Origin of the sequence: Moheibacter sediminis, assembly GCF_900176425.1 — a bacterium.
GTDB lineage: Bacteria > Bacteroidota > Bacteroidia > Flavobacteriales > Weeksellaceae > Moheibacter > Moheibacter sediminis.
The window spans coordinates 606,268-624,679 of sequence record NZ_FWXS01000001.1; the positions used below are offsets into that span (position 1 = coordinate 606,268).

The 18,412-nt window shown below is 35.7% G+C and carries 16 protein-coding genes; 6 read left to right on the plus strand and 10 right to left on the minus strand.

What is annotated here, in order from left to right; translation table 11 throughout:
• Positions 1 to 65 precede the first annotated feature (65 nt).
• The 7 genes from metG to B8977_RS02850 all read right to left on the minus strand — a co-directional run bounded on the left by metG (position 66) and on the right by B8977_RS02850 (position 8,200).
• Positions 66 to 2,102 (minus strand): methionine--tRNA ligase, encoded by a 2,037-nt coding sequence (gene metG, locus B8977_RS02820; RefSeq protein ID WP_084015917.1) that lies wholly within the window; start codon positions 2,100 to 2,102, stop codon positions 66 to 68.
• A 533-nt stretch (positions 2,103 to 2,635) separates the two neighbouring features.
• Positions 2,636 to 3,001: a PKD domain-containing protein gene (locus B8977_RS02825; RefSeq protein WP_084015919.1), complete on the minus strand. Its 366-nt coding sequence runs from the start codon at positions 2,999 to 3,001 to the stop codon at positions 2,636 to 2,638.
• Between the two features lie 402 nt (positions 3,002 to 3,403).
• The gene (locus B8977_RS02830; RefSeq protein WP_084015921.1) at positions 3,404 to 4,171 is read right to left on the minus strand and encodes a methyltransferase domain-containing protein; all 768 of its coding nucleotides are present in this window, start codon (positions 4,169 to 4,171) and stop codon (positions 3,404 to 3,406) included.
• An 11-nt stretch (positions 4,172 to 4,182) separates the two neighbouring features.
• On the minus strand, positions 4,183 to 5,001 hold the full coding sequence (locus B8977_RS02835) for a helix-turn-helix domain-containing protein (protein ID WP_084015923.1): 819 nt from the start codon (positions 4,999 to 5,001) through the stop codon (positions 4,183 to 4,185).
• Positions 5,002 to 5,021: 20 nt separating this feature from the next.
• Entirely contained in the window at positions 5,022 to 6,017 is a 996-nt protein-coding gene (locus B8977_RS02840; protein ID WP_084015925.1) for an SDR family NAD(P)-dependent oxidoreductase, read from the minus strand.
• A 97-nt stretch (positions 6,018 to 6,114) separates the two neighbouring features.
• Positions 6,115 to 6,567: a GNAT family N-acetyltransferase gene (locus tag B8977_RS02845; protein ID WP_084015985.1), complete on the minus strand. Its 453-nt coding sequence runs from the start codon at positions 6,565 to 6,567 to the stop codon at positions 6,115 to 6,117.
• A gap of 4 nt (positions 6,568 to 6,571) precedes the next feature.
• Positions 6,572 to 8,200 carry an ArnT family glycosyltransferase gene (locus tag B8977_RS02850; protein WP_084015927.1) on the minus strand — a complete coding sequence of 543 codons (1,629 nt, stop codon included), beginning with the start codon at positions 8,198 to 8,200 and terminating at the stop codon, positions 6,572 to 6,574.
• Positions 8,201 to 8,262: 62 nt separating this feature from the next.
• Between B8977_RS02850 and B8977_RS15245 the strand changes: the two genes are divergently transcribed.
• Both B8977_RS15245 and B8977_RS02855 read left to right on the plus strand, forming a co-directional pair.
• The gene (locus B8977_RS15245; protein ID WP_262494072.1) at positions 8,263 to 8,385 is read left to right on the plus strand and encodes a hypothetical protein; all 123 of its coding nucleotides are present in this window, start codon (positions 8,263 to 8,265) and stop codon (positions 8,383 to 8,385) included.
• Positions 8,386 to 8,496: 111 nt separating this feature from the next.
• Positions 8,497 to 9,150, plus strand: coding sequence for a hypothetical protein (locus B8977_RS02855; RefSeq protein WP_084015929.1), 654 nt, complete (start codon positions 8,497 to 8,499; stop codon positions 9,148 to 9,150).
• 54 nt (positions 9,151 to 9,204) lie between these two features.
• On the opposite strand, the gene B8977_RS02860 is transcribed toward B8977_RS02855, so the two are convergent.
• From B8977_RS02860 to B8977_RS02870, 3 genes are all read right to left on the minus strand, one after another.
• A complete protein-coding gene (locus B8977_RS02860) occupies positions 9,205 to 10,116 on the minus strand; it encodes an AEC family transporter (protein WP_084015931.1) in 912 nt (303 codons plus the stop codon).
• 72 nt (positions 10,117 to 10,188) lie between these two features.
• Entirely contained in the window at positions 10,189 to 10,521 is a 333-nt protein-coding gene (locus tag B8977_RS02865) for a hypothetical protein (RefSeq protein WP_084015933.1), read from the minus strand.
• Positions 10,522 to 10,605: 84 nt separating this feature from the next.
• Positions 10,606 to 11,076: a hypothetical protein gene (locus B8977_RS02870; RefSeq protein WP_143736277.1), complete on the minus strand. Its 471-nt coding sequence runs from the start codon at positions 11,074 to 11,076 to the stop codon at positions 10,606 to 10,608.
• Positions 11,077 to 11,231: 155 nt separating this feature from the next.
• Here B8977_RS02870 and B8977_RS02875 point away from each other — a divergent pair, with 155 nt between their 5' ends.
• The 4 genes from B8977_RS02875 to B8977_RS02890 all read left to right on the plus strand — a co-directional run.
• A complete protein-coding gene (locus B8977_RS02875) occupies positions 11,232 to 13,118 on the plus strand; it encodes an ABC-F family ATP-binding cassette domain-containing protein (protein ID WP_084015937.1) in 1,887 nt (628 codons plus the stop codon).
• A gap of 3 nt (positions 13,119 to 13,121) precedes the next feature.
• Positions 13,122 to 13,943: a sulfite exporter TauE/SafE family protein gene (locus B8977_RS02880; protein WP_084015939.1), complete on the plus strand. Its 822-nt coding sequence runs from the start codon at positions 13,122 to 13,124 to the stop codon at positions 13,941 to 13,943.
• A gap of 72 nt (positions 13,944 to 14,015) precedes the next feature.
• Positions 14,016 to 15,437 (plus strand): MBL fold metallo-hydrolase, encoded by a 1,422-nt coding sequence (locus B8977_RS02885; RefSeq protein WP_084015941.1) that lies wholly within the window; start codon positions 14,016 to 14,018, stop codon positions 15,435 to 15,437.
• A 190-nt stretch (positions 15,438 to 15,627) separates the two neighbouring features.
• Positions 15,628 to 18,412, plus strand: a 2,785-nt coding sequence (locus B8977_RS02890) for a beta strand repeat-containing protein (RefSeq protein WP_084015943.1), incomplete at its 3' end; no start/stop codon positions are given.

The following is an 18,412-nucleotide window of genomic DNA, read 5'->3' on the forward strand; positions in this document are numbered from 1 at the left end:
ATAGGTTTGGTAATGCTAAAATACAAAAAAAGTTAAAACAACAAGTAAATCAGCTTGTTGTAGAATTACCCTATATTTACTCCATTGAGAGTTTCGTTCTCAGGAGCGAGGAAAGTTAATTTCCCATCTTCTTTGTCGGTCAATAAAAGCATTCCCTGGCTTTCGATACCGCGGATTTTTCTCGGGGCTAGATTAACCAAAACCGTAACTTGTTTTCCAACGATTTCTTCCGGCGTGAAACTTTCCGCAATTCCTGAAACGATGGTTCTGACATCAATTCCTGTATCTACTTTTAGTTCTAACAGTTTGTCTGCTTTTTCAACTTTTTTCGCTTCCAAAATGGTTCCGACACGCATATCGATTTTTTGGAAATCTTCGAAATTGATGGTTTCTCTTTGTGGTTCTGCGTTTGGATTTGTCATTTTATTCTGGGTTTTGCTTTGATTTAATTTATTTATTTGAAAATCAATGGTTTCGTCTTCTATTTTTGAGAAAATTAACTCTGATTCATTCAATTGATGACCTTCAGGAAGAACCTCATTTATATTTTCCAATTCATTCCAATTCAAAGAAGAAATGTTCAGCATTTTGAATAATTTGTCTGAGGTAAACGGCATGAAAGGTTCACCCAATTGGGCTAACATTCCTGCGATTTGTGCAGCCGCATACATAATTCCTTTTACTTCTTCCGGATTGTCTTGCTTTTTCCAAGGTTCTTGACTTTGAAGGAATTGATTTCCTAAACGTGCCAAATTCATGTATTCTGACAAGGCATTTCGGTATTCGAATTTCTCCAAATAAGTTCCAATATTTTTAGCGAAATCTTTTAATTGGTTTAATTCTTCAAATTCAACTGTTTTTGCCGGAATTTTTCCGTCATAATATTTATGCGTCAAAACCATCACACGGTTGATGAAATTTCCGAAAATTCCTACCAATTCAGAATTATTTTTGGTTTGGAAATCTTTCCAGGTAAAATTATTGTCTTTGTTTTCAGGAAGGTTCGCGGTCAAAACATAACGCAAAACGTCTTCCTGTCCCGGAAATTCATCCAAATATTCATTCCCCCAAACTGCCCAATTTCTCGAAGTTGAAATTTTATCATCTTCCAAATTCATGAATTCATTTGCAGGAACATTTTCCGGTAAAATGTAGTTACCATGCGCTTTGAGCATCGCAGGAAAAATGATGCAATGGAAAACGATATTGTCTTTCCCGATGAAATGAATCAATTTCGTGTCCGGATTTTGCCAGTAATCTTTCCAATCTTTTCCGTTCGCTTCCGCCCATTCGATAGTGGAAGTGATGTAGCCAATCGGCGCATCAAACCATACGTAAAGTACTTTTCCTTCGGCATCCGGCAATGGAACTTTCACACCCCAGTTGAGGTCGCGGGTCATGGCACGAGGTTTCAAACCGTCATCGATCCATGATTTTACTTGTCCGTAAACGTTGGATTTCCAATCGCTTTTATGTCCGTCTAGAATCCATTCTTTCAAAAAGGTTTCGTATTCATTTAAAGGTAAATACCAGTTTTTGGTTTCTTTGAGAATTGGAGAATTTCCACTCAACGAAGAACGGGGATTGATCAATTCCGTTGGGCTCAAGGTCGAACCGCAGCTTTCGCACTGGTCACCGTAAGCATTTGGATTTCCGCATTTCGGGCATTCGCCCATGATGTAGCGATCCGCCAAAAATTCTTTTGCATCTTCATCATAAAATTGTTCCGAAACTTCTTCGATGAATTTTCCTTTGTTGTATAAATTCAAAAAGAAATCTGACGAAACTTCATGGTGTTTAGGATTGGAGGTTCTGGAATAAAAATCAAACGAAACGCCAAATCTGTAAAGGGTTTCTTTAATCAATTGATGATATTTATCTACAATCGCCTGCGGAGTTGTGTTTTCTTTTTTTGCGCGAATGGTAATGGGAATTCCATGTTCGTCCGAACCGCCGATGAAGGCTACATCCATTCCTTTTCTTCTGAGGTATCTTGCATAAATGTCAGAAGGGATGTAAACTCCTGCGAGGTGCCCGATATGAATGGGTCCATTGGCATAAGGAAGTGCAGCAGTGAGCGTGTAACGATTGGAATTACTCATTTTAAATTAAATTTTGGATTGCAAAGATAATTCAGATGAAAGTATAATGTATAAAGTATAAAGTAAAATCTGTAATTAAGGAAAAGAAATTGATTATAAAAAATCCTCTAAATAATCAGAAGAAGAAATGATTTTAATTGTGGCGGCTAAGAATGGCTTGTTCAAAGCTATAATAAGATTGTTTTCTGAATGATTGTTTTCTGAACACTGAGGACTAATACTAAATGTGTTAAAAATACCAAGATCTTGGTATTTTATCGGAAGGATTTATTATGATATATTTGCTTTTATAAAGCTAATAGCTTTTCATAGGTTTAGGTTGGTTAAGGTAATACCCTCGTTTGAAAAAGCGAGGGTATTCTTTTTTTTTCTTTTATTGCAAACCTCTTGCTGAAACATCGGGTTGTTCGCCTTGCGGAACGATGAAAATGGCTTCATCATGGATGGTGTCGCCTGCATCGAAATAATAACTGCCGGTCACAGGCATGATATTGCTTGTAAATTTCCCATTTTCATATTTATTAGTTTAAATGTTACTGGACTGTGATTGTTTTATTGATATCATAATCGCATTGACCATTGTTTAAGGAAACGTTCAATGTTACCGTATAAGTGCCCGGTTGATCATATGTATGTGATATAATATCTGATGATGCGGTCTGTACAGGAGTGTTGTCACCAAAATTCCAGTTAACTGTATTATCCAAAGCCATCTCTCCATAATAGCTAAATTTAAAGTCTATATGTAGTGAATTATTTGGGTCTGTAAAACTGTTAATCTCAATCAGTAAATTTTGTCCGAAACAGTCAACAACATCTTTGACATCGTCATCGCTGCATGATGAAAGAGCGGTAGCAGCAAAAAGTAAAGAAAGGAAGAAAATAGATAATTTTTTCATGGAATGTATTTTAGTTTTAATTTTTTGAAGTCATAAAGTTAGTTTAATTATTAACGGAATTAAATCTAACAATCAATAAATTGTAATTTGGTTTATTATTTAATCCATCAGAAATTAGTTTTATGAAATAAAAAATCCTCTGAATAATCAGAGGAAGAAATGGTTTTAATTTTGGTGGCTAAGAGTAGCTTGCTCAAAGCTATAAAATGATTGTTCCTTAATGGATGTAATTAATGTTAAATATCACGAAAATACCAACATCTTGGTATTTTATCGGAAATATTTATTATGATATATTTGCCTTATAAAGCTAATAGCTTTTCATAGGTTTAGGTTGGTTAAGGTAATACCCTCGTTTGAAAAAGCGAGGGTATTCTATTTTTATGTGTTTTGATATACTTTTTATCCTTTTCTTCCATAGAGCAATAAACGTTTGAAAGCATAGATGGCAGGAAATTTTTTGAATGATTTTTGAATTCTGGATTTGTATTCAGCAACGAAAAATTCGTGTTGATCTTCTGAAAATCTTTCCATGTAAGGAATCAGTGCAGAACCGGAAATAAAATCAAATAGTTCTTCTACATCTTCGGCGATGAGGGGATAGACTTTTTGGACAATTTGAATGTCATTTAATCCATCATCAAACATAATCTGCGCATATTCATCAATGCCCAACATCGTCGGTTCTCTTTTCCAGCCGTTGAGAAATTCGTTGAAAGGTTTTTCCTGAACGAGTTCGATCAGAATTTTGTTGAGGATATTTTCTCTCTGAACGGGCATTTGAACTGCGAATTGTCCGTTTTCATTGATTTGGGAAATTAATTGTGGGAATAATTCATCATGTTTATCTGACCATTGCAGCGCGGCATTGCTGAAAATGAGGTCATATTTTTGGTGAGATTCTGTGAATTCTTCTACCGAAGCGAGTTTGAAATATAAATTGTCACGTTCAAACTCTTTACTTTTAGCAAGCATTTCAGGAGAGGAATCGATGCCGAGGAATTTTGTTTTATCAAATTTTTGAGCAAGAATATGTGTTTGTTCCCCCGTTCCGCATCCGATGTCAATTGCAGTTTTAAGGTTTTCGGAAGAAATTAATTCCATCAAATCAAAAAAAGGCTGGTAACGGATATTTTTGAACTGATTGTATGTGTCTGGATTCCAAGGCATTTTTTTAAAATTTAGATTTCATCAAATTTATTTAATAATTCAGTTGGGGCATAGCCGTACTTTTTTTTGAAAGCAAATGAAAAGTGTGAAAGATTTTCAAATCCAATTTCATAATAGACATCGATAGGTTTCTTATTTTTCTCGGTAAGTTCATGATAAGCCAGTTCCAATCTTTTTTTTGTGAGCCATCGCTGTGGTGTCGTATTGAAAAATTTACTGAAATCTCTTTTGAATGTAGTTAGGCTACGACCCGTGAGATAGCTGAATTTTTCCAAAGTCATATTGAACATAAAATTCTTTTCCATAAATGCTACTAAGTCAATTTTTCCGGGTTCTTCAAAGTTATTAAGAACAGCATCTATGTTTTCATCAATCATTCTCAAAATATTAATTGCCTCATTGATTTTTAATGAGGCAATATTTTCGGGGAAATTTTCCTGCATTTCAAAATAGGGAATGAGTGAAACAAGACAGCTTTCTAATAAAGGATGTTTGTGGAAACTGATGATTTTTTCAGTTTCAAATTTGGATTTAACAGATTTATCACTGTAAAATTCTCTAAGTCTTTCAGCTGATAAATGCATGGCAACTGCTTTGTGGGGTAAGTCATCTTTGGGATAATTGATTATGGTGGCCAATTGATTTCTGGGGATCAAAAAAGCACTGCCCGCACCGAACACAAAACTTTCATCTGCCTGAATTATCTTTGTTTCCCCTGAAATAAGCCACACGAGCAAATGGTCGTTAAATGCAGCTTCCGTTTTAAACAGCTTACCTTCGTAACTTGAAAGTTTAATTTCGGGGTTAATGTAATTTACCTGATAATCCATTTCATACAAATTTACAAATATCAATCAAGGGCAAATGTCACTCCTGTCATTTTTTCGCTCAATTTCCACAATTTTTTTGCGTTGGTTTCGTCTAATGAATAAGACTTGACTCCTCCAATAATTGATATGTCTGAATTCAAAAGCGCAACATTTACATTTTCACAATAGACTCCACCTAAGTTATTCAGCATAGAGTTTGTTGCACACCAAATTGTAGTTGCTGCACCTTGAGGAATTGTTTTTAAAGAAGCTTTAACTTCAGGCAACAAATCTCCTTTAGTATCTACATAACCCAATTTTTGAAATAAATCTAATGGGGCTTCTCTTGACAATTCTGTTTCGCCTACGGCACCAGGACATAAAGCATAGCTTCTTACATTATGTTCTTTTGCACGGGTGTCGAACTCTAGTGAAAACAGGTTGATCGCTGTTTTGGATTGTCCATAGCCTAGTAATGTTTCATATTCGCGATTGAGAAAATTTGTGTCTTCAAAATTAAAATCTGAAAACTGATGTCCGCCGGAAGATACATTCACTACTCTTGCGCCATTTGCTTTTTTCAGTGCTGGCCATAATCTGGCAGTGAGTTGAAAATGTGCTAAATAATTTATAGCCAGTTGTGATTCAAAACCACGATTGTCTCTTCGGAGAGGAACCCACATAATGCCTGCATTATTGATGAGCAAGTGAATCGGTCTTCCTGATTCTGAAAATTTTTCAGCAAATACGTCAATTGAATAAGGATTGGCTAAATCCAATTCTTCTAATTCTACATTCGGAATTCCGGCGAGATTTCTTTTTGCTTTTTCGATGTCTCTAGCGGGAACAATGACTGTTGCTCCTGCTTTGGATAAAGTTTTGACTGTTTCTAATCCGATTCCTGTATTTCCTCCGGTAACGATTGCGATTTTTCCGGAAAGGTCAATTCCTTTGATTACTTCTTCTGCAGTAGATTTCGCATTGAATTCTGAATTAATTAGTTTTTGCAATGCGCCCTGATAATTGTTTTGTGTCATCTTTTTAATTTTTAAATTGTTTGATGAGACAAAATTAGATGCTAACAGAAACAATGATTTTGTTTAAACGTCCGAATTTACTTTGTTTAAAAGTTCATTAAAATTCAATCGAGGCATTGAGCCATTCATCGTCAAATTTAGCGTTGTATTTGTTATAAAAATTGATGGCAGGTTCATTCCAGTCAAGAACTTGCCACAGCATTCCCGAATAACCTTTTTCTTTTCCGTATTGGATGGTTTTGTCAAATAAAATTTTACCTAAACCTTTTCCACGGAATTCTTCTGTCACAATTAAATCTTCGAGATATAATCTTTGACCTTTCCAAGTGGAATAACGAATGTAAAACAACGATATGCCGACAATTTTACTTTCAACCTCTGCTACAAATGCTTTCCAAACAGGATTTTCTCCAAATCCGGATTCGATGAAATGTTCCATGGAAACGGTAACTTCATCGGGTGCTTTTTCATACAATGCCAGTTCTTTGATTAGTTTCATCATTTGCTCACAGTCTTGGATTTCGGCTTTTCTTATGATTGGATTTTTCATTATTTTAATTAAAAGATTCATATTGAAATTTAAAAGCTTTAAACAACATCATTTTTTTTCTATCTACATTATTTTTGGTTCCGAGTTTTTCTTCATTATCATCGAACTCTCCCCAATATTGACAGTTATATCCTAACTTCATTAATTCTTTTTCTATTTCTTCTGGGCTTTTGTTTTTAATGCTAATTAAATAAAAGCTTACTTCTTTTGGATGCGATGTAGAATCATTAGGATAAATCTCAGGAATCACTTTTCCGTATTTGAACCAGATTTCAGGGGAATATGCATCGAATCCGTAAAGTTTCAGTCCCGAATTTTCAATCATTTCTTTTTGAGTAATAATTGATTTATGATTGGGGTTATTGTTAAAAACAGAATCAATTACTGGAATTCCCAAAATCATAGCAGATGAAACAAATGCTACCATTCCGATAAATGCTTTGTTTAAATCGAATTTGAAAGTTTGAATCAATAAATAAACTCCTATCAATAGAGAGAACAGCGAAAATGCGATAGAATAAAAAGTTATTTCCGATTTTACAATGGCAAATAACAGAACAGGAATTAAAATCCCAACGACTCCAATCAATCCAAATGAGAATTTAACGATTGATTTCTCCCAATTTTTCCAATTCTGATTTTGAAGTAAATAATATACATAAAATCCGGTCGTGGCGGTTAACGGAATCATCAATGGAAATAAATAACGTTCTTTTTTAGATGGAACTAAAGACAATAAAACGAAACAAATGATCGTCCATAAAAAGAAGAATTTATAAGGTTTAGGAAATTCTGTTTTCTTTTTGATATAAGGAAAAATCAATGAAATAAATGCGAAAACTGCCCAAACGCCCATTTGGATCGGAAAATTAAAATAACGAGTGACGGGTTTTACTTCGCGGTTAGTTCTTGCAGAAGATTCCGCTTCCATGATTGAAAGGAAAGTTTCCTGATCGTTTAGATAAATATATCCGTACCATGAAAAACCAATAATTCCGGTAACAAATCCCATCCAGACCCACCCCGTCCATTTGATTTTTGGAAACCCATAAGTCAGCCAATAAGCAAGAAAAAAAGGCGCGCCGATGACGTAAAATCCAGTCGGTCCTTTACTCATAATCGAAAACCCAAGAAACAATCCGGCAAGAGTAAAATGGAAAAAATTATTTTTTTCTGATTTAAATGTGAGGTAGAAATAATAAATTCCGATGAAAGCAAAGCTGTAACAAAAAATGTCCCAGGTTGCGCGTTTTCCGACGAATAAAACCAGAAAAGAGGTAGTTAAAATTAATCCTGAAATAATTGATAAATTTTTGTCATTGGTTTCTTTCCTTAAAAATTTAAAGAAAAATAAAATCAAAACGACACAAGATAAAGCTGCAGGGAAACGGAGTGCCCAGACAGATTGAGTTCCGAAAATTTCTCCCATCACAGCGCTTAACCAAGTTGGCAACGGTGGCTTTTGGTAGCGTGGTTCGCCATTCATTGTGGTGAAAATCCAGTTCTTGTCCTCAACCATTTCTCTCGCAGATACAAAATTTCTGGCTTCCATGATGTCAACATAGAGGTAATTCAAATGTAAAAGAAATAGCCCTAAGCAGAGAATTAATAAGAGATTGTAGGAAATTTTCATCAGATGAGTTTCAATTATTCAAATATAAGCGATTCATGAAAAACTTAGTTTAATTTTACAAAATGAATGACCAAGTTGAAAAAACGATTTCAAATTCTCTAAACGGTTTCCAATGGATTTTGGGAGCAGTTGTTTTGATTTTAATTATTTATTTGATTTTAAAATCCAACAAAAAATCAAGATAAAAATTTCATTTAATACCATTTATTAATTCAAATCCCCCGTTTATGAAATGTGGGAACTTGCTTTTTGCTTTCTGTATTAATCTTGCACTATAAATATTAAAAATTATAGTGATGAAAAGAAAAATGATTAGTTATTTAATGGTTGGTGTTCTAAGTTTAACTTTTTCCGCATGCAGCAGTGACGACGAGGGAGATAATGGAAACGGAAATCCAACAGAAATCCTCTTGGTGGAACATAATAATAAAGTGGTAGGTTGGGGAAAAGGCAGAGCGAATACAGATGCTTACCTGAGTTTGTCGGTTGGTGATGGACAGATACAAAGTTTCCGTACTGTTGACGATAATGATATCGAAACACAGGAATTAGTGGACTTGGTTTTTCCCGGAGATTGGGGAAATAATGATGGGGAATTAACAATTACCGCACCAGGCTCTTCCGGAGCAGGCGGTGCAGAATGGGAATACTGTACCAATTGGCAAAGAAAAAAAGGTACTCAATTAGGAGAACTGGATGATTTTGATTTAAGTGACTTTGAAAATGTGAAAAATGCGGCTCAGTTGATTGCTTTGCATGAAGAGTATAGAAGTATTTATTCTTACCATGACTGGCTTGCAGGAACGGAAGTAAATATGGGCAGCTCCTTTCTGATCCGAACTTATGAAGGAAGATTAGCCATAGCTTACGTTCAAAATGTGCAGGGAGTTTACGGTGACACTCAGGCAAAATTGACACTGAAAATAAAAGTAATGCCTGATTTGGATTAAATTATTTTGAAATAAATGAATGAAAATCTTCTTGAGCCAGGGAGATTTTTTTTGTTATAAATAATTCAAAATCAAATACCAAATCGCCATAGTTATAAAGGAAAGTGGAATTCCTATGCCGACCATCATCGAGCTTAATTTTGGTTTCAATCCATAAGAAGAAGCAACTATCGAAGCAGTAATCATCGGTGCCATGGCGGCTTCCATCACGCAGACTTCAAACGGAATTCCAGATTGGTTAAAAACAAATTTATATAAAACAAAAATGACCGACGGCCAAATCAATAACTGATAAGACAATCCTAAAATCAGAAATTTCCAATGTTTGCTTTTTCTTTCTATTTTTAATTGATATCCGACCGAAACCAAAGCCAGCGGAGTAATGGTCAATGATAATTTTTCAAAAACCAAATCCAGATTTTCAGGAATTGACAATCCTAACAAAGCGACTCCTAATCCGATGCAAAAAGCAATGAACGGTGGGAATTTTAAAATTCTGGTAGAAATTTGTTTTACATCTGTTTTTCCGCGAGAATATGCCGCCGCGGTCAAAATTCCAACGGTAGAAAGTACCATAAAAGTTCCCGGCAAATCCACCAAAACCAAAGTTTTCAATCCTTCTTTGCCGTAAAGTGCTTCAATTACGGGAATTCCCACAAACGAAGTGTTTCCTAATCCGCCAGTTAAAATCAGACAGCCAATCAAACTTTTTGACCAGTTAAATATTTTCCCTAATGTAATGAACAAGGCAGCAGCAAACAAAAATCCAATCCAGGCAACGCCGAGCGGGAATAACAATTGGGTTGAGATTTCAATTTTGGAAAGATAAAACAATGCCATCGCCGGCAATGAAATATTAATCACAAATTGATTTAATACTAAAGGAGTTTCTTTAGGTAAAATCTTTGCCGTTCGGAAGAAAATTCCCAGAAACAGACAAAGAAATAATAATATAATGCTTGACACGGTTATAAAAAAGAGTTACAAAGCTAACTTGAAAAATAGAAATGAATGTTTCTATACTTATAATTTAAGAAGTCATTTAATTTGTTCCAAAGAATCCAGATTACTAAAATCTTCCTCGATATTTGGATAAGTTTTGAAAAAACTTTCGTCTTCCATCAATTCATGCGGGCTTAGGATAATCATCACATCGCGCACTACCTCATTCTCCAAAAGAAAGAAATCTAAAATGTCGGTAGTCGCATCCGGCTCTTCTTGGGAAAGCAGTTGGCTGAGTTTATTGTCTTCTACGATTTCGTCGATTTGAGTTTCGGGAATGGCAACAATGCTGTTGAGGTAGAAAATCTTGTTGTATTTGTCAAGTGTTTCTTTGTCGATTAATTCTTCCAATGATTCTAACCAGTTCATAATTTTTGTTTTTGGATTTGATGTAAAGTTAAGGAAGGAATTTATAATAAATTTTTCCAGAGTATTAAGAGTTCAGTGAATTCATCAATTTTTTACCTTTTTCCAATTTATAATTTCTTCTCTATATTTTTCTACATCTATAATGTGTTGTTTTAAAATTTTATCATTTTTTATAAATTCTCCATCGGTAGATTTTGTAAAAATTTTTATAGATTTTTTCTTTGGTTCAATTATATAAATTGAATCAAAAGTTTCTCCGCAATTATTAAAGAAGAAATCTTTTTCAAAAATGATTTTTTCAATTTCGTTACTTTGACTTATGAAATATCTAGTGGTGATTCTTCCACATTCAGGGTTTCTAATAAATTCAAGTCCTCTTAATTTTCCATCTTTTAAATAAGCATAACTCGGATGTAGTTTGTCATCATCACAAAGAACTGAATCAGAATTTTCAACAAACTCGTGAAACTCGGTGTCGAATTTCTTTTTAAAATTGCAATTGATAAGTATAAATAATACGGAAATTATCATACTTACTTTTAAGAGTTTTCTCATTTTGAATAGTGATAATTGAGTTGATTTCACTTTAGTTAAATCAAACTTACTGATTTAATTCAAATAAACTTTTGAAATAAAACCTATTTCATGCTTTCCAACATTCCTAATGTTAACAAACTTTTCGCCTATCTTTGCGCCCAACAAACACACGAATGAATTTTCTTTCTGCCAATAATTTATCGAAATCTTACGGGATCCGAACGCTTTTCAGCAATGTTACTTTTCATGTCAACGAGGGCGACCAAATTGCGCTTGTAGCCAAAAACGGAAGCGGGAAATCTACGCTTCTCAAAATCTTGTCAGGGAAGGAAACTTCCGATTCGGGTGAGATTCTTTTCAACAAAGACGTAAAAGTTTTGTTGTTTGAGCAGTCAGATGATTTTGACGTGAATCTGAAAGCGGAAGATTACATTTACAACCATTCAAATACGGTGCTGGATATCATCCACGATTATGAATTGATGGTGCAGAATGATCCGGGAAATCCGAAACTGATGGATTTGATGGAGCAAATGAATCAGTATGACGCGTGGCTGGTAGAATCTAAAATTCAGGAAATCATGTCTAAACTGAAAATTGATTTCCTCGAACAAAAAATTGGAAACCTATCGGGCGGACAGCGAAAAAGGATTTCTCTTGCGAAATTTTTGATCGATGTGAGTTTGGAGTCTGGGCATTTGCTTTTGATACTGGATGAGCCGACGAATCACTTAGATATCGAAATGGTGGAATGGCTTGAATTCTTTCTCAACAAAGAAAATAAAACCATGATTTTGGTGACGCACGACCGTTATTTTCTCGACGCGATTTGTACAAAAATCATTGAAATGGAAGGTGGACAGACCTTTGTACACAACGGAGATTATGAAACCTATGTGACCAACAAAGCCATCCGTATCGAGAACCAATCGGTAGAAATAGACAAAGCTCAAAATTTATATAAAAAAGAATTGGAATGGATGCGCCGACAGCCGAAAGCGCGTACAACCAAGTCCAAAAGCCGTATCGATGACTTTTTCGAAACGAAAGATAAAGCGCATCAGAAAATTGATAAAAGCGAGGTAAAGCTCGATATGCAGATGACGCGTTTGGGTCAGAAAATCATTGAGATGAAAAATGTTTCGAAGAAATTCGGAAACAAAATCATTTTGGATGATTTTTCACATTTGTTTGGGCGCGGAAATAAAATCGGAATCATCGGGAAAAATGGAGTAGGGAAAACGACTTTTCTGAAAATTATTGAAAATCAGGAAGCGGTGGATTCGGGAGAAATTGAAATCGGGGAAACTTTGAAAATAGGGCATTTCCGTCAAGCGGGAATTAATTACAAAGAAGAAATGCGCGCAATTGATTTCGTAAAAGAAATTGCAGATTATTTCCCATTGTCTAACGGGAAACAAATTTCTGCAACGCAGTTCATGGAACAGTTTTTATTTTCGCCGGAACAGCAATATACACATATTGCAAAGCTGAGCGGTGGCGAAAAAAAGCGTTTACAGCTACTTGCCGTTTTATTTGAAAATCCAAATTTTTTGATTTTGGATGAGCCAACGAATGATTTGGATTTGCCGACTTTGACGGTTTTGGAAAATTTCTTAAATGATTATCAGGGTTGTCTTTTGGTGGTGAGCCACGACCGTTATTTCATGGACAAAGTGACGGAAGAATTGATGGTTTTTGAAGGCGAAGGACAAATTTCCTGGTTCAATGGAAATTACACCGAATATTTCATCGATCAGAAAAACAAAGATTCTAAAAAATCTGTCGAGAAAATAGTTGAAAATGAGGTTAAATCAATTCCTGAAACGAATACTGCTCCTGCCAGGAAAATGAGCTTCAAAGATAAAAAAGAATTCGAAGACATCGAAAAGGCACTTCCTGAATTGGAAGCTTTAAAAGAAGAACTCACAGAGAAATTGTCAGATTCTTCATTGGACTTTGAATCAATTCAAAAAATAAGTTTACATTTGGAAAACACCATCAAAGACCTGGAAACCAAAGAATCAAGATGGCTGGAACTCTCAATGCTAAATGAATAGAAAATGAACTTCCTCGAAATAATCGGATATATCGGCGCACTTTGCATTGGATTGATTATGGGTCTGACGGGAAGTGGAGGTTCTATTTTGTCAATTCCTATTTTAGCCTATTTATTTCATTTAGATGAAAAAACAGCAACGGCGTATTCACTTTTTATAGTTGGGATTACGGCTTTGGGCGGCGGAATGCGCAATCTTTTCAGCAGACAAGTCAGCCTGAAATCAGTATTGTATTTCGGCGTTCCGGCAATCGTGGGAGTTTTACTAATGAGGAGAATTATCATTCCCGTTTTACCGGAAGTGTTATTTCATATTTTTAATTTTGAAGTAACACGGCGTATGCTGATCTTCGGAGTCTTCGGGCTTCTGATGCTGGTAGCGGCTTACACAATGCTGCACAAACCGAAAGTTAGATTAAATGAAATGGAACTAGAGAAATTTGAATTTCATCCATTAATGGTAACGGAAGGATTTTTCTTGGGGATTTTTATGGGATTAATTGGTGCCGGCGGTGGATTTTTGATTGTTCCGGCGTTGATGTTGATTGCGAAATTATCCATCAAAAGTGCCATTTCAACTTCATTGGTCATCGTTTGTATGAATTCTCTGATAGGATTTTTTCTGGGTGATTTTACGCATATGGAAGTGGAATGGAGTTTTCTTTTTACGTTTGTTTTAATTTCATTGATTGGAATTTTAATCGGCGGAACATTAGCGCGGAAGATTAACGGAGAACGGCTTAAGCAGTATTTTGCTTATTTCGTAATCCTCATGGCGGTGTTTGTTTTTGTGATGGAATTTATCGTCCGTACGGTTTACGTTTAAACTGAAACTTATCATTCTCAATTCATTTACCGATTCAATTCACTAAATTTGTAATTCAAAACATTTTCAAAAATGAGAATCGAACAGATATATACCAAGTGTTTAGCGCATGCAGCGTACTACATAGAGAGCGAAGGAGAAGCGGTTGTAATAGATCCGTTAAGAGAAGTTCAGCCTTATTTGGATTTGGCGGATGAGGACAATGCAAAGATTATCTATGTTTTGGAAACGCATTTTCATGCAGATTTTGTTTCTGGACATTTGGATTTGGCAAAGAAAACCAATGCTGCCATCGTTTACGGACCAACTGCTGAAGCGAGTTTCAACTTCCAATTAATGGAAGACGGAGCAATTTTAAAAGTTGGAAAATTGACTTTTGAATTAATCCACACACCTGGGCATACGATGGAAAGTTCATGTTTTTTGTTGAGAGATGAAAATGAAAAACCGATTGCAATTTTTACCGGAGATACTTTATTCATCGGTGATGTAGGTCGTCCTGACTTGGCACAGCGCGTTTTTTCTGATTTGACTCAGGATAAATTGGCAGGTCATATGTTTGATTCCTTGAGGAATAAATTGATGACTTTGGCGGATGATATTATCGTTTATCCGGGGCACGGCGCAGGTTCGGCTTGCGGGAAAAACATGAGCAAAGAAACTTTTGATACGTTAGGCAATCAGAAAAAAGTGAACTATGCTTTGAATCCTGAACTGACCAAAGAAGCATTCATTACAGAATTGACCACAGGATTGACACCGTCTCCCGCTTATTTCCCAAGCAATGCGGTAATTAACCGCAAAGGATATGAGGAATTTGATTCAGTTTTGGAGAAAAATTCTAAACCATTATCTGTAAACGAATTTGAATTTCTCTCAAAAGAAAATGATGTTTTAGTTTTGGACACGCGTCATCATGATCAATTTGTAAAAGGATTTGTTCCAAATTCTTATTTCATCGGAATTCAGGGAGATTTTGCACCTTGGGTAGGAACTGTAATTGAGAACATCAACCAAAAAATTGTATTTATTTCAGAGCCGGGAAAAGAAGAAGAAGTAATTACAAGGCTTTCAAGAATCGGATATGACAACGTTTTGGGCTATTTGGAAGGTGGGTTTGAAGCTTGGGTAAATGCAGAAAAAGAAACAGATTCTATCGAAAGCATCAATGTTTCGGAATTTGAAAACAGATATACACAAGATTCAGAATTGAATATTTTGGACGTTCGCCGCGCAAGTGAATTTGACAGTGAACATGTAAAAGATGCGCAGAATTTGCCTGTTGATTATATTCATAAAAATTTGCATGAAGCCAATTCAGACAAAAAATATTATGTGCATTGTGCGGGCGGATACCGTTCAGTGATTTTTGCTTCGATTGCAAAATCCAAAGGATATAATGATGTAATCAATGTCGAAGGTGGATTTGGAAAACTGAAACAATCAGACGTATTTCCAAAAACAGAATTCGTTTGTCCCACAACGATGTTATAATTAATTCAAAAAATAAAAAGTTTAGAATCAGAGGAATTGAATTTCTCTGATTTTTTTATGGTGTTAAGTTTTCTTAAACAAATTCAAGTGAGTTAACAATTCTTTAGTGTTATAATAACTTGTAAATCTGCTATTTCCATACGATTGATTCTAATTTTGTTGAAAATATTTTTAATCAATTGTATAAATTATGAAACAAAACAACCTACTGAAATTGTCATTGATGATTTTATTAATGTTTTTTGCAGTCGCGACTTCGTGGGGGCAAACAAATCCGGCAGCACAGAGTTTGCCATACTCGCAAAATTTTTCGTCATTGTCGGGAACTACTTATCCTGCTGGATGGCAAGGATGGACAATCTCAGGAAATATGAGTACAACCATCCCTACGGCAGCACCAAATGGCGATAAAGCTTTATCAGCTGGCACTAATGCCACAAACTCGGGTGTTGTCATGAACATGTCAGGCAAAATGGGAGTTATGTCTACTAACAGTAATCAAAATGCGATCGTATTAGCTATAAATACTACAGGGCAGTCTTCTATAAATGTTAGTTATGTCGCAGCAACTCAAAGGCAAGAATCTTCAGCTCGTATAGGAGCTATAGGATTACAATATAGAATAGGAACTAGTGGTGATTTTACAAATGTTGACGGGACAATTTATAGAAATCCGGGAGGATCAAATAATACTAGTGGTACTGCAAGCATTTCTCCAGCAACAATTTCGATCACATTACCAGCTGCTGCAAATAACAAACCAATAGTTCAGCTAAGATGGGCTATTGGTGACTCTTCAGGTAGCGGAAATAGACCTAGCTTTTCAATTGATGATATTTCTGTTAGCGTTTTATCACTTCCATGCGCAACTCCTACAGGAAGTATAGTTGAAGATATCGTAGAAGCAGTTGTACCAAATACAGCTACGTTTGCAGTAAATAATGCTACAAATTACACCTCTGTTCAATGGCAGCTGAGCACGAATCAAGGAGGTACCTGGTCAAATATAAATGGTGCTAACCAAATAAGCTATACAACCGGAGCAACGACAATTGCTATGGATGGTTATATGTATCGTGCAGTCTTGACGAATGCTTCATCAAATTGTACAACCACTACCCACCAAACAAATCCGGCATATTTATTTGTAAATATTTCTGATGAGCCTACTATTTCAGTCGGTTCTGTTCCTGCATTTTCCACAACGACAGGTCAAACAGATACCGAAAGTATAACGATCAGCGGAATCAATCTCGAAGGTGATATAACTTTAGTTCTTTCTGATAACACACATTTTGATATTTCCCACGATTCATTCCCTGAAACCGGAGGAAACGTGAACAGTACATTAACTATAACTTATTCGCCGCTTACAGCAGGTAATCATTCAGCTACTATTACATTGTCAAGTCCAAATGCTGTGGATTTAATATTGAATTTGAATGGAACTGCTTCTCTGGGCGTTCCGGTGGCTACGGAAGCAACCGATGTATCGTACAATAATTTCACGGCAAATTGGGATGCAGTTTTAGGAGCTGAGAGTTATGAAATTGATGTTTATACAATTCAGGGGAACGCTCCAGTTCCTGTAAATGTAGTTGGGTGGAATTTTACAGACAATAATGTTACCGCTGATTATGGAATTGCCGGAAACTTAAATAAGACGATAAGTACAAATTCTTCTGGAACAATTAACTGGCTTAGTGGTAGTGGTAATTCAAATCCGCCGGCAATAAGTAATTCCGGTTGGGATGGTGGTTCCGGTTCTAAATACTGGCAGGTAAATTTTACAACAATTGGTATCAGCAACATGAAATTGTCTTCAGTTCAAAGATCATCTAACACAGGTCCCGGAAATTTCAAAGTTCAATATTCATTAAACGGATCTTCTTGGTTTGATGTTGCTGGTGGAGCTGTAACGGTTGACAATGATTTTACCACAGGAAAATTGACAAATGTTTCTCTCCCTTCTGCTTGCGAAAATCAGTCTTTGGTGTATTTGCGATGGATTATGACAAATAATATTCAGGCAGACGGTGAAGGAAATGTTGCATCATCCGGTACCAGTGCAATTGACGACATCTTAGTAACCGGAGAACAAGGAGGTACTTCTGTTGTTTACATTTTACAGGACGAAAATGTTGGCAATATAACTTCATACGAAGTAACGGATTTAGATCCTGAAACAATCTATTCTTATGTTGTACGGGCATTAGCGGGCGCTGCTACAACAACAAATTCCAACGAAATTACTGTAGAAACTACAGCAATCCCAGCTGGTGCTATTTGGGAAAACGGAGAATGGTTAGCAGGCATAGAACCAGATATTGATAGAGATGTAACCATCAACGGGGATTTTTATATAAGTGATTATGATAGTTTTGAAGCCAAAACATTGACAGTTAACGGAAGCTTGCTTATAGAAACAGATTATACAATAACTGTAAACGGTCTTATCACCAACAATGCAGGACCGTCCAACTTTATAGTAGAAAATGGAGCAAATCTTATTCAGTTAACCGATGGTTCAAACATTGGGGAAATCACTGTTATCCGTAACAGCAAACCGATGAAACGTTTAGATTATACACTTTGGTCTTCTCCTGTAATCGGACAAAATCTATTTGGATTTTCTCCTGATACTGTAAATGGTATTACAAATTATCCGGGTTCTACAGGTAGAATTTACATCTATGACGGAGTAGTTGATACTTATATAAATCCAAATCCATTTACAGCTGATGCAGTGATGAATGAAGCAGTAGGATATTTATTCCGCGCACCAAACAATTACCATGCAACAAATGAAGTGGTTTATCAAGGAACTTTTACAGGAACTCCGTTTAACGGAGGCTTAACTGTTCCGGTTTATGCAGGAGGATACACCTCTGTAGGTAACCCTTATCCATCTAACATTGATTCTGAGTTATTTATGTCTGCAAACGGCAGTGTTTCCACTTTGTATTTCTGGAACA

What these genes read in the sequence shown, in the direction of transcription:
- metG (WP_084015917.1), bottom strand. Translation starts at nt 2,102, where the DNA reads ATGAGTAATTCCAATCGTTACACGCTCACTGCTGCACTTCCTTATGCC.
- B8977_RS02835 (WP_084015923.1), bottom strand. Translation starts at nt 5,001, where the DNA reads ATGGATTATCAGGTAAATTACATTAACCCCGAAATTAAACTTTCAAGT.
- B8977_RS02880 (WP_084015939.1), top strand. Translation starts at nt 13,122, where the DNA reads ATGAACTTCCTCGAAATAATCGGATATATCGGCGCACTTTGCATTGGA.
- B8977_RS15245 (WP_262494072.1), top strand. Translation starts at nt 8,263, where the DNA reads ATGAATGACCAAGTTGAAAAAACGATTTCAAATTCTCTAAACGGTTTC.
- B8977_RS02845 (WP_084015985.1), bottom strand. Translation starts at nt 6,567, where the DNA reads ATGAAAAATCCAATCATAAGAAAAGCCGAAATCCAAGACTGTGAGCAA.
- B8977_RS02825 (WP_084015919.1), bottom strand. Translation starts at nt 3,001, where the DNA reads ATGAAAAAATTATCTATTTTCTTCCTTTCTTTACTTTTTGCTGCTACC.
- B8977_RS02850 (WP_084015927.1), bottom strand. Translation starts at nt 8,200, where the DNA reads ATGAAAATTTCCTACAATCTCTTATTAATTCTCTGCTTAGGGCTATTT.
- B8977_RS02855 (WP_084015929.1), top strand. Translation starts at nt 8,497, where the DNA reads ATGAAAAGAAAAATGATTAGTTATTTAATGGTTGGTGTTCTAAGTTTA.
- B8977_RS02875 (WP_084015937.1), top strand. Translation starts at nt 11,232, where the DNA reads ATGAATTTTCTTTCTGCCAATAATTTATCGAAATCTTACGGGATCCGA.
- B8977_RS02840 (WP_084015925.1), bottom strand. Translation starts at nt 6,017, where the DNA reads ATGACACAAAACAATTATCAGGGCGCATTGCAAAAACTAATTAATTCA.
- B8977_RS02885 (WP_084015941.1), top strand. Translation starts at nt 14,016, where the DNA reads ATGAGAATCGAACAGATATATACCAAGTGTTTAGCGCATGCAGCGTAC.
- B8977_RS02865 (WP_084015933.1), bottom strand. Translation starts at nt 10,521, where the DNA reads ATGAACTGGTTAGAATCATTGGAAGAATTAATCGACAAAGAAACACTT.
- B8977_RS02870 (WP_143736277.1), bottom strand. Translation starts at nt 11,076, where the DNA reads ATGAGAAAACTCTTAAAAGTAAGTATGATAATTTCCGTATTATTTATA.
- B8977_RS02830 (WP_084015921.1), bottom strand. Translation starts at nt 4,171, where the DNA reads ATGCCTTGGAATCCAGACACATACAATCAGTTCAAAAATATCCGTTAC.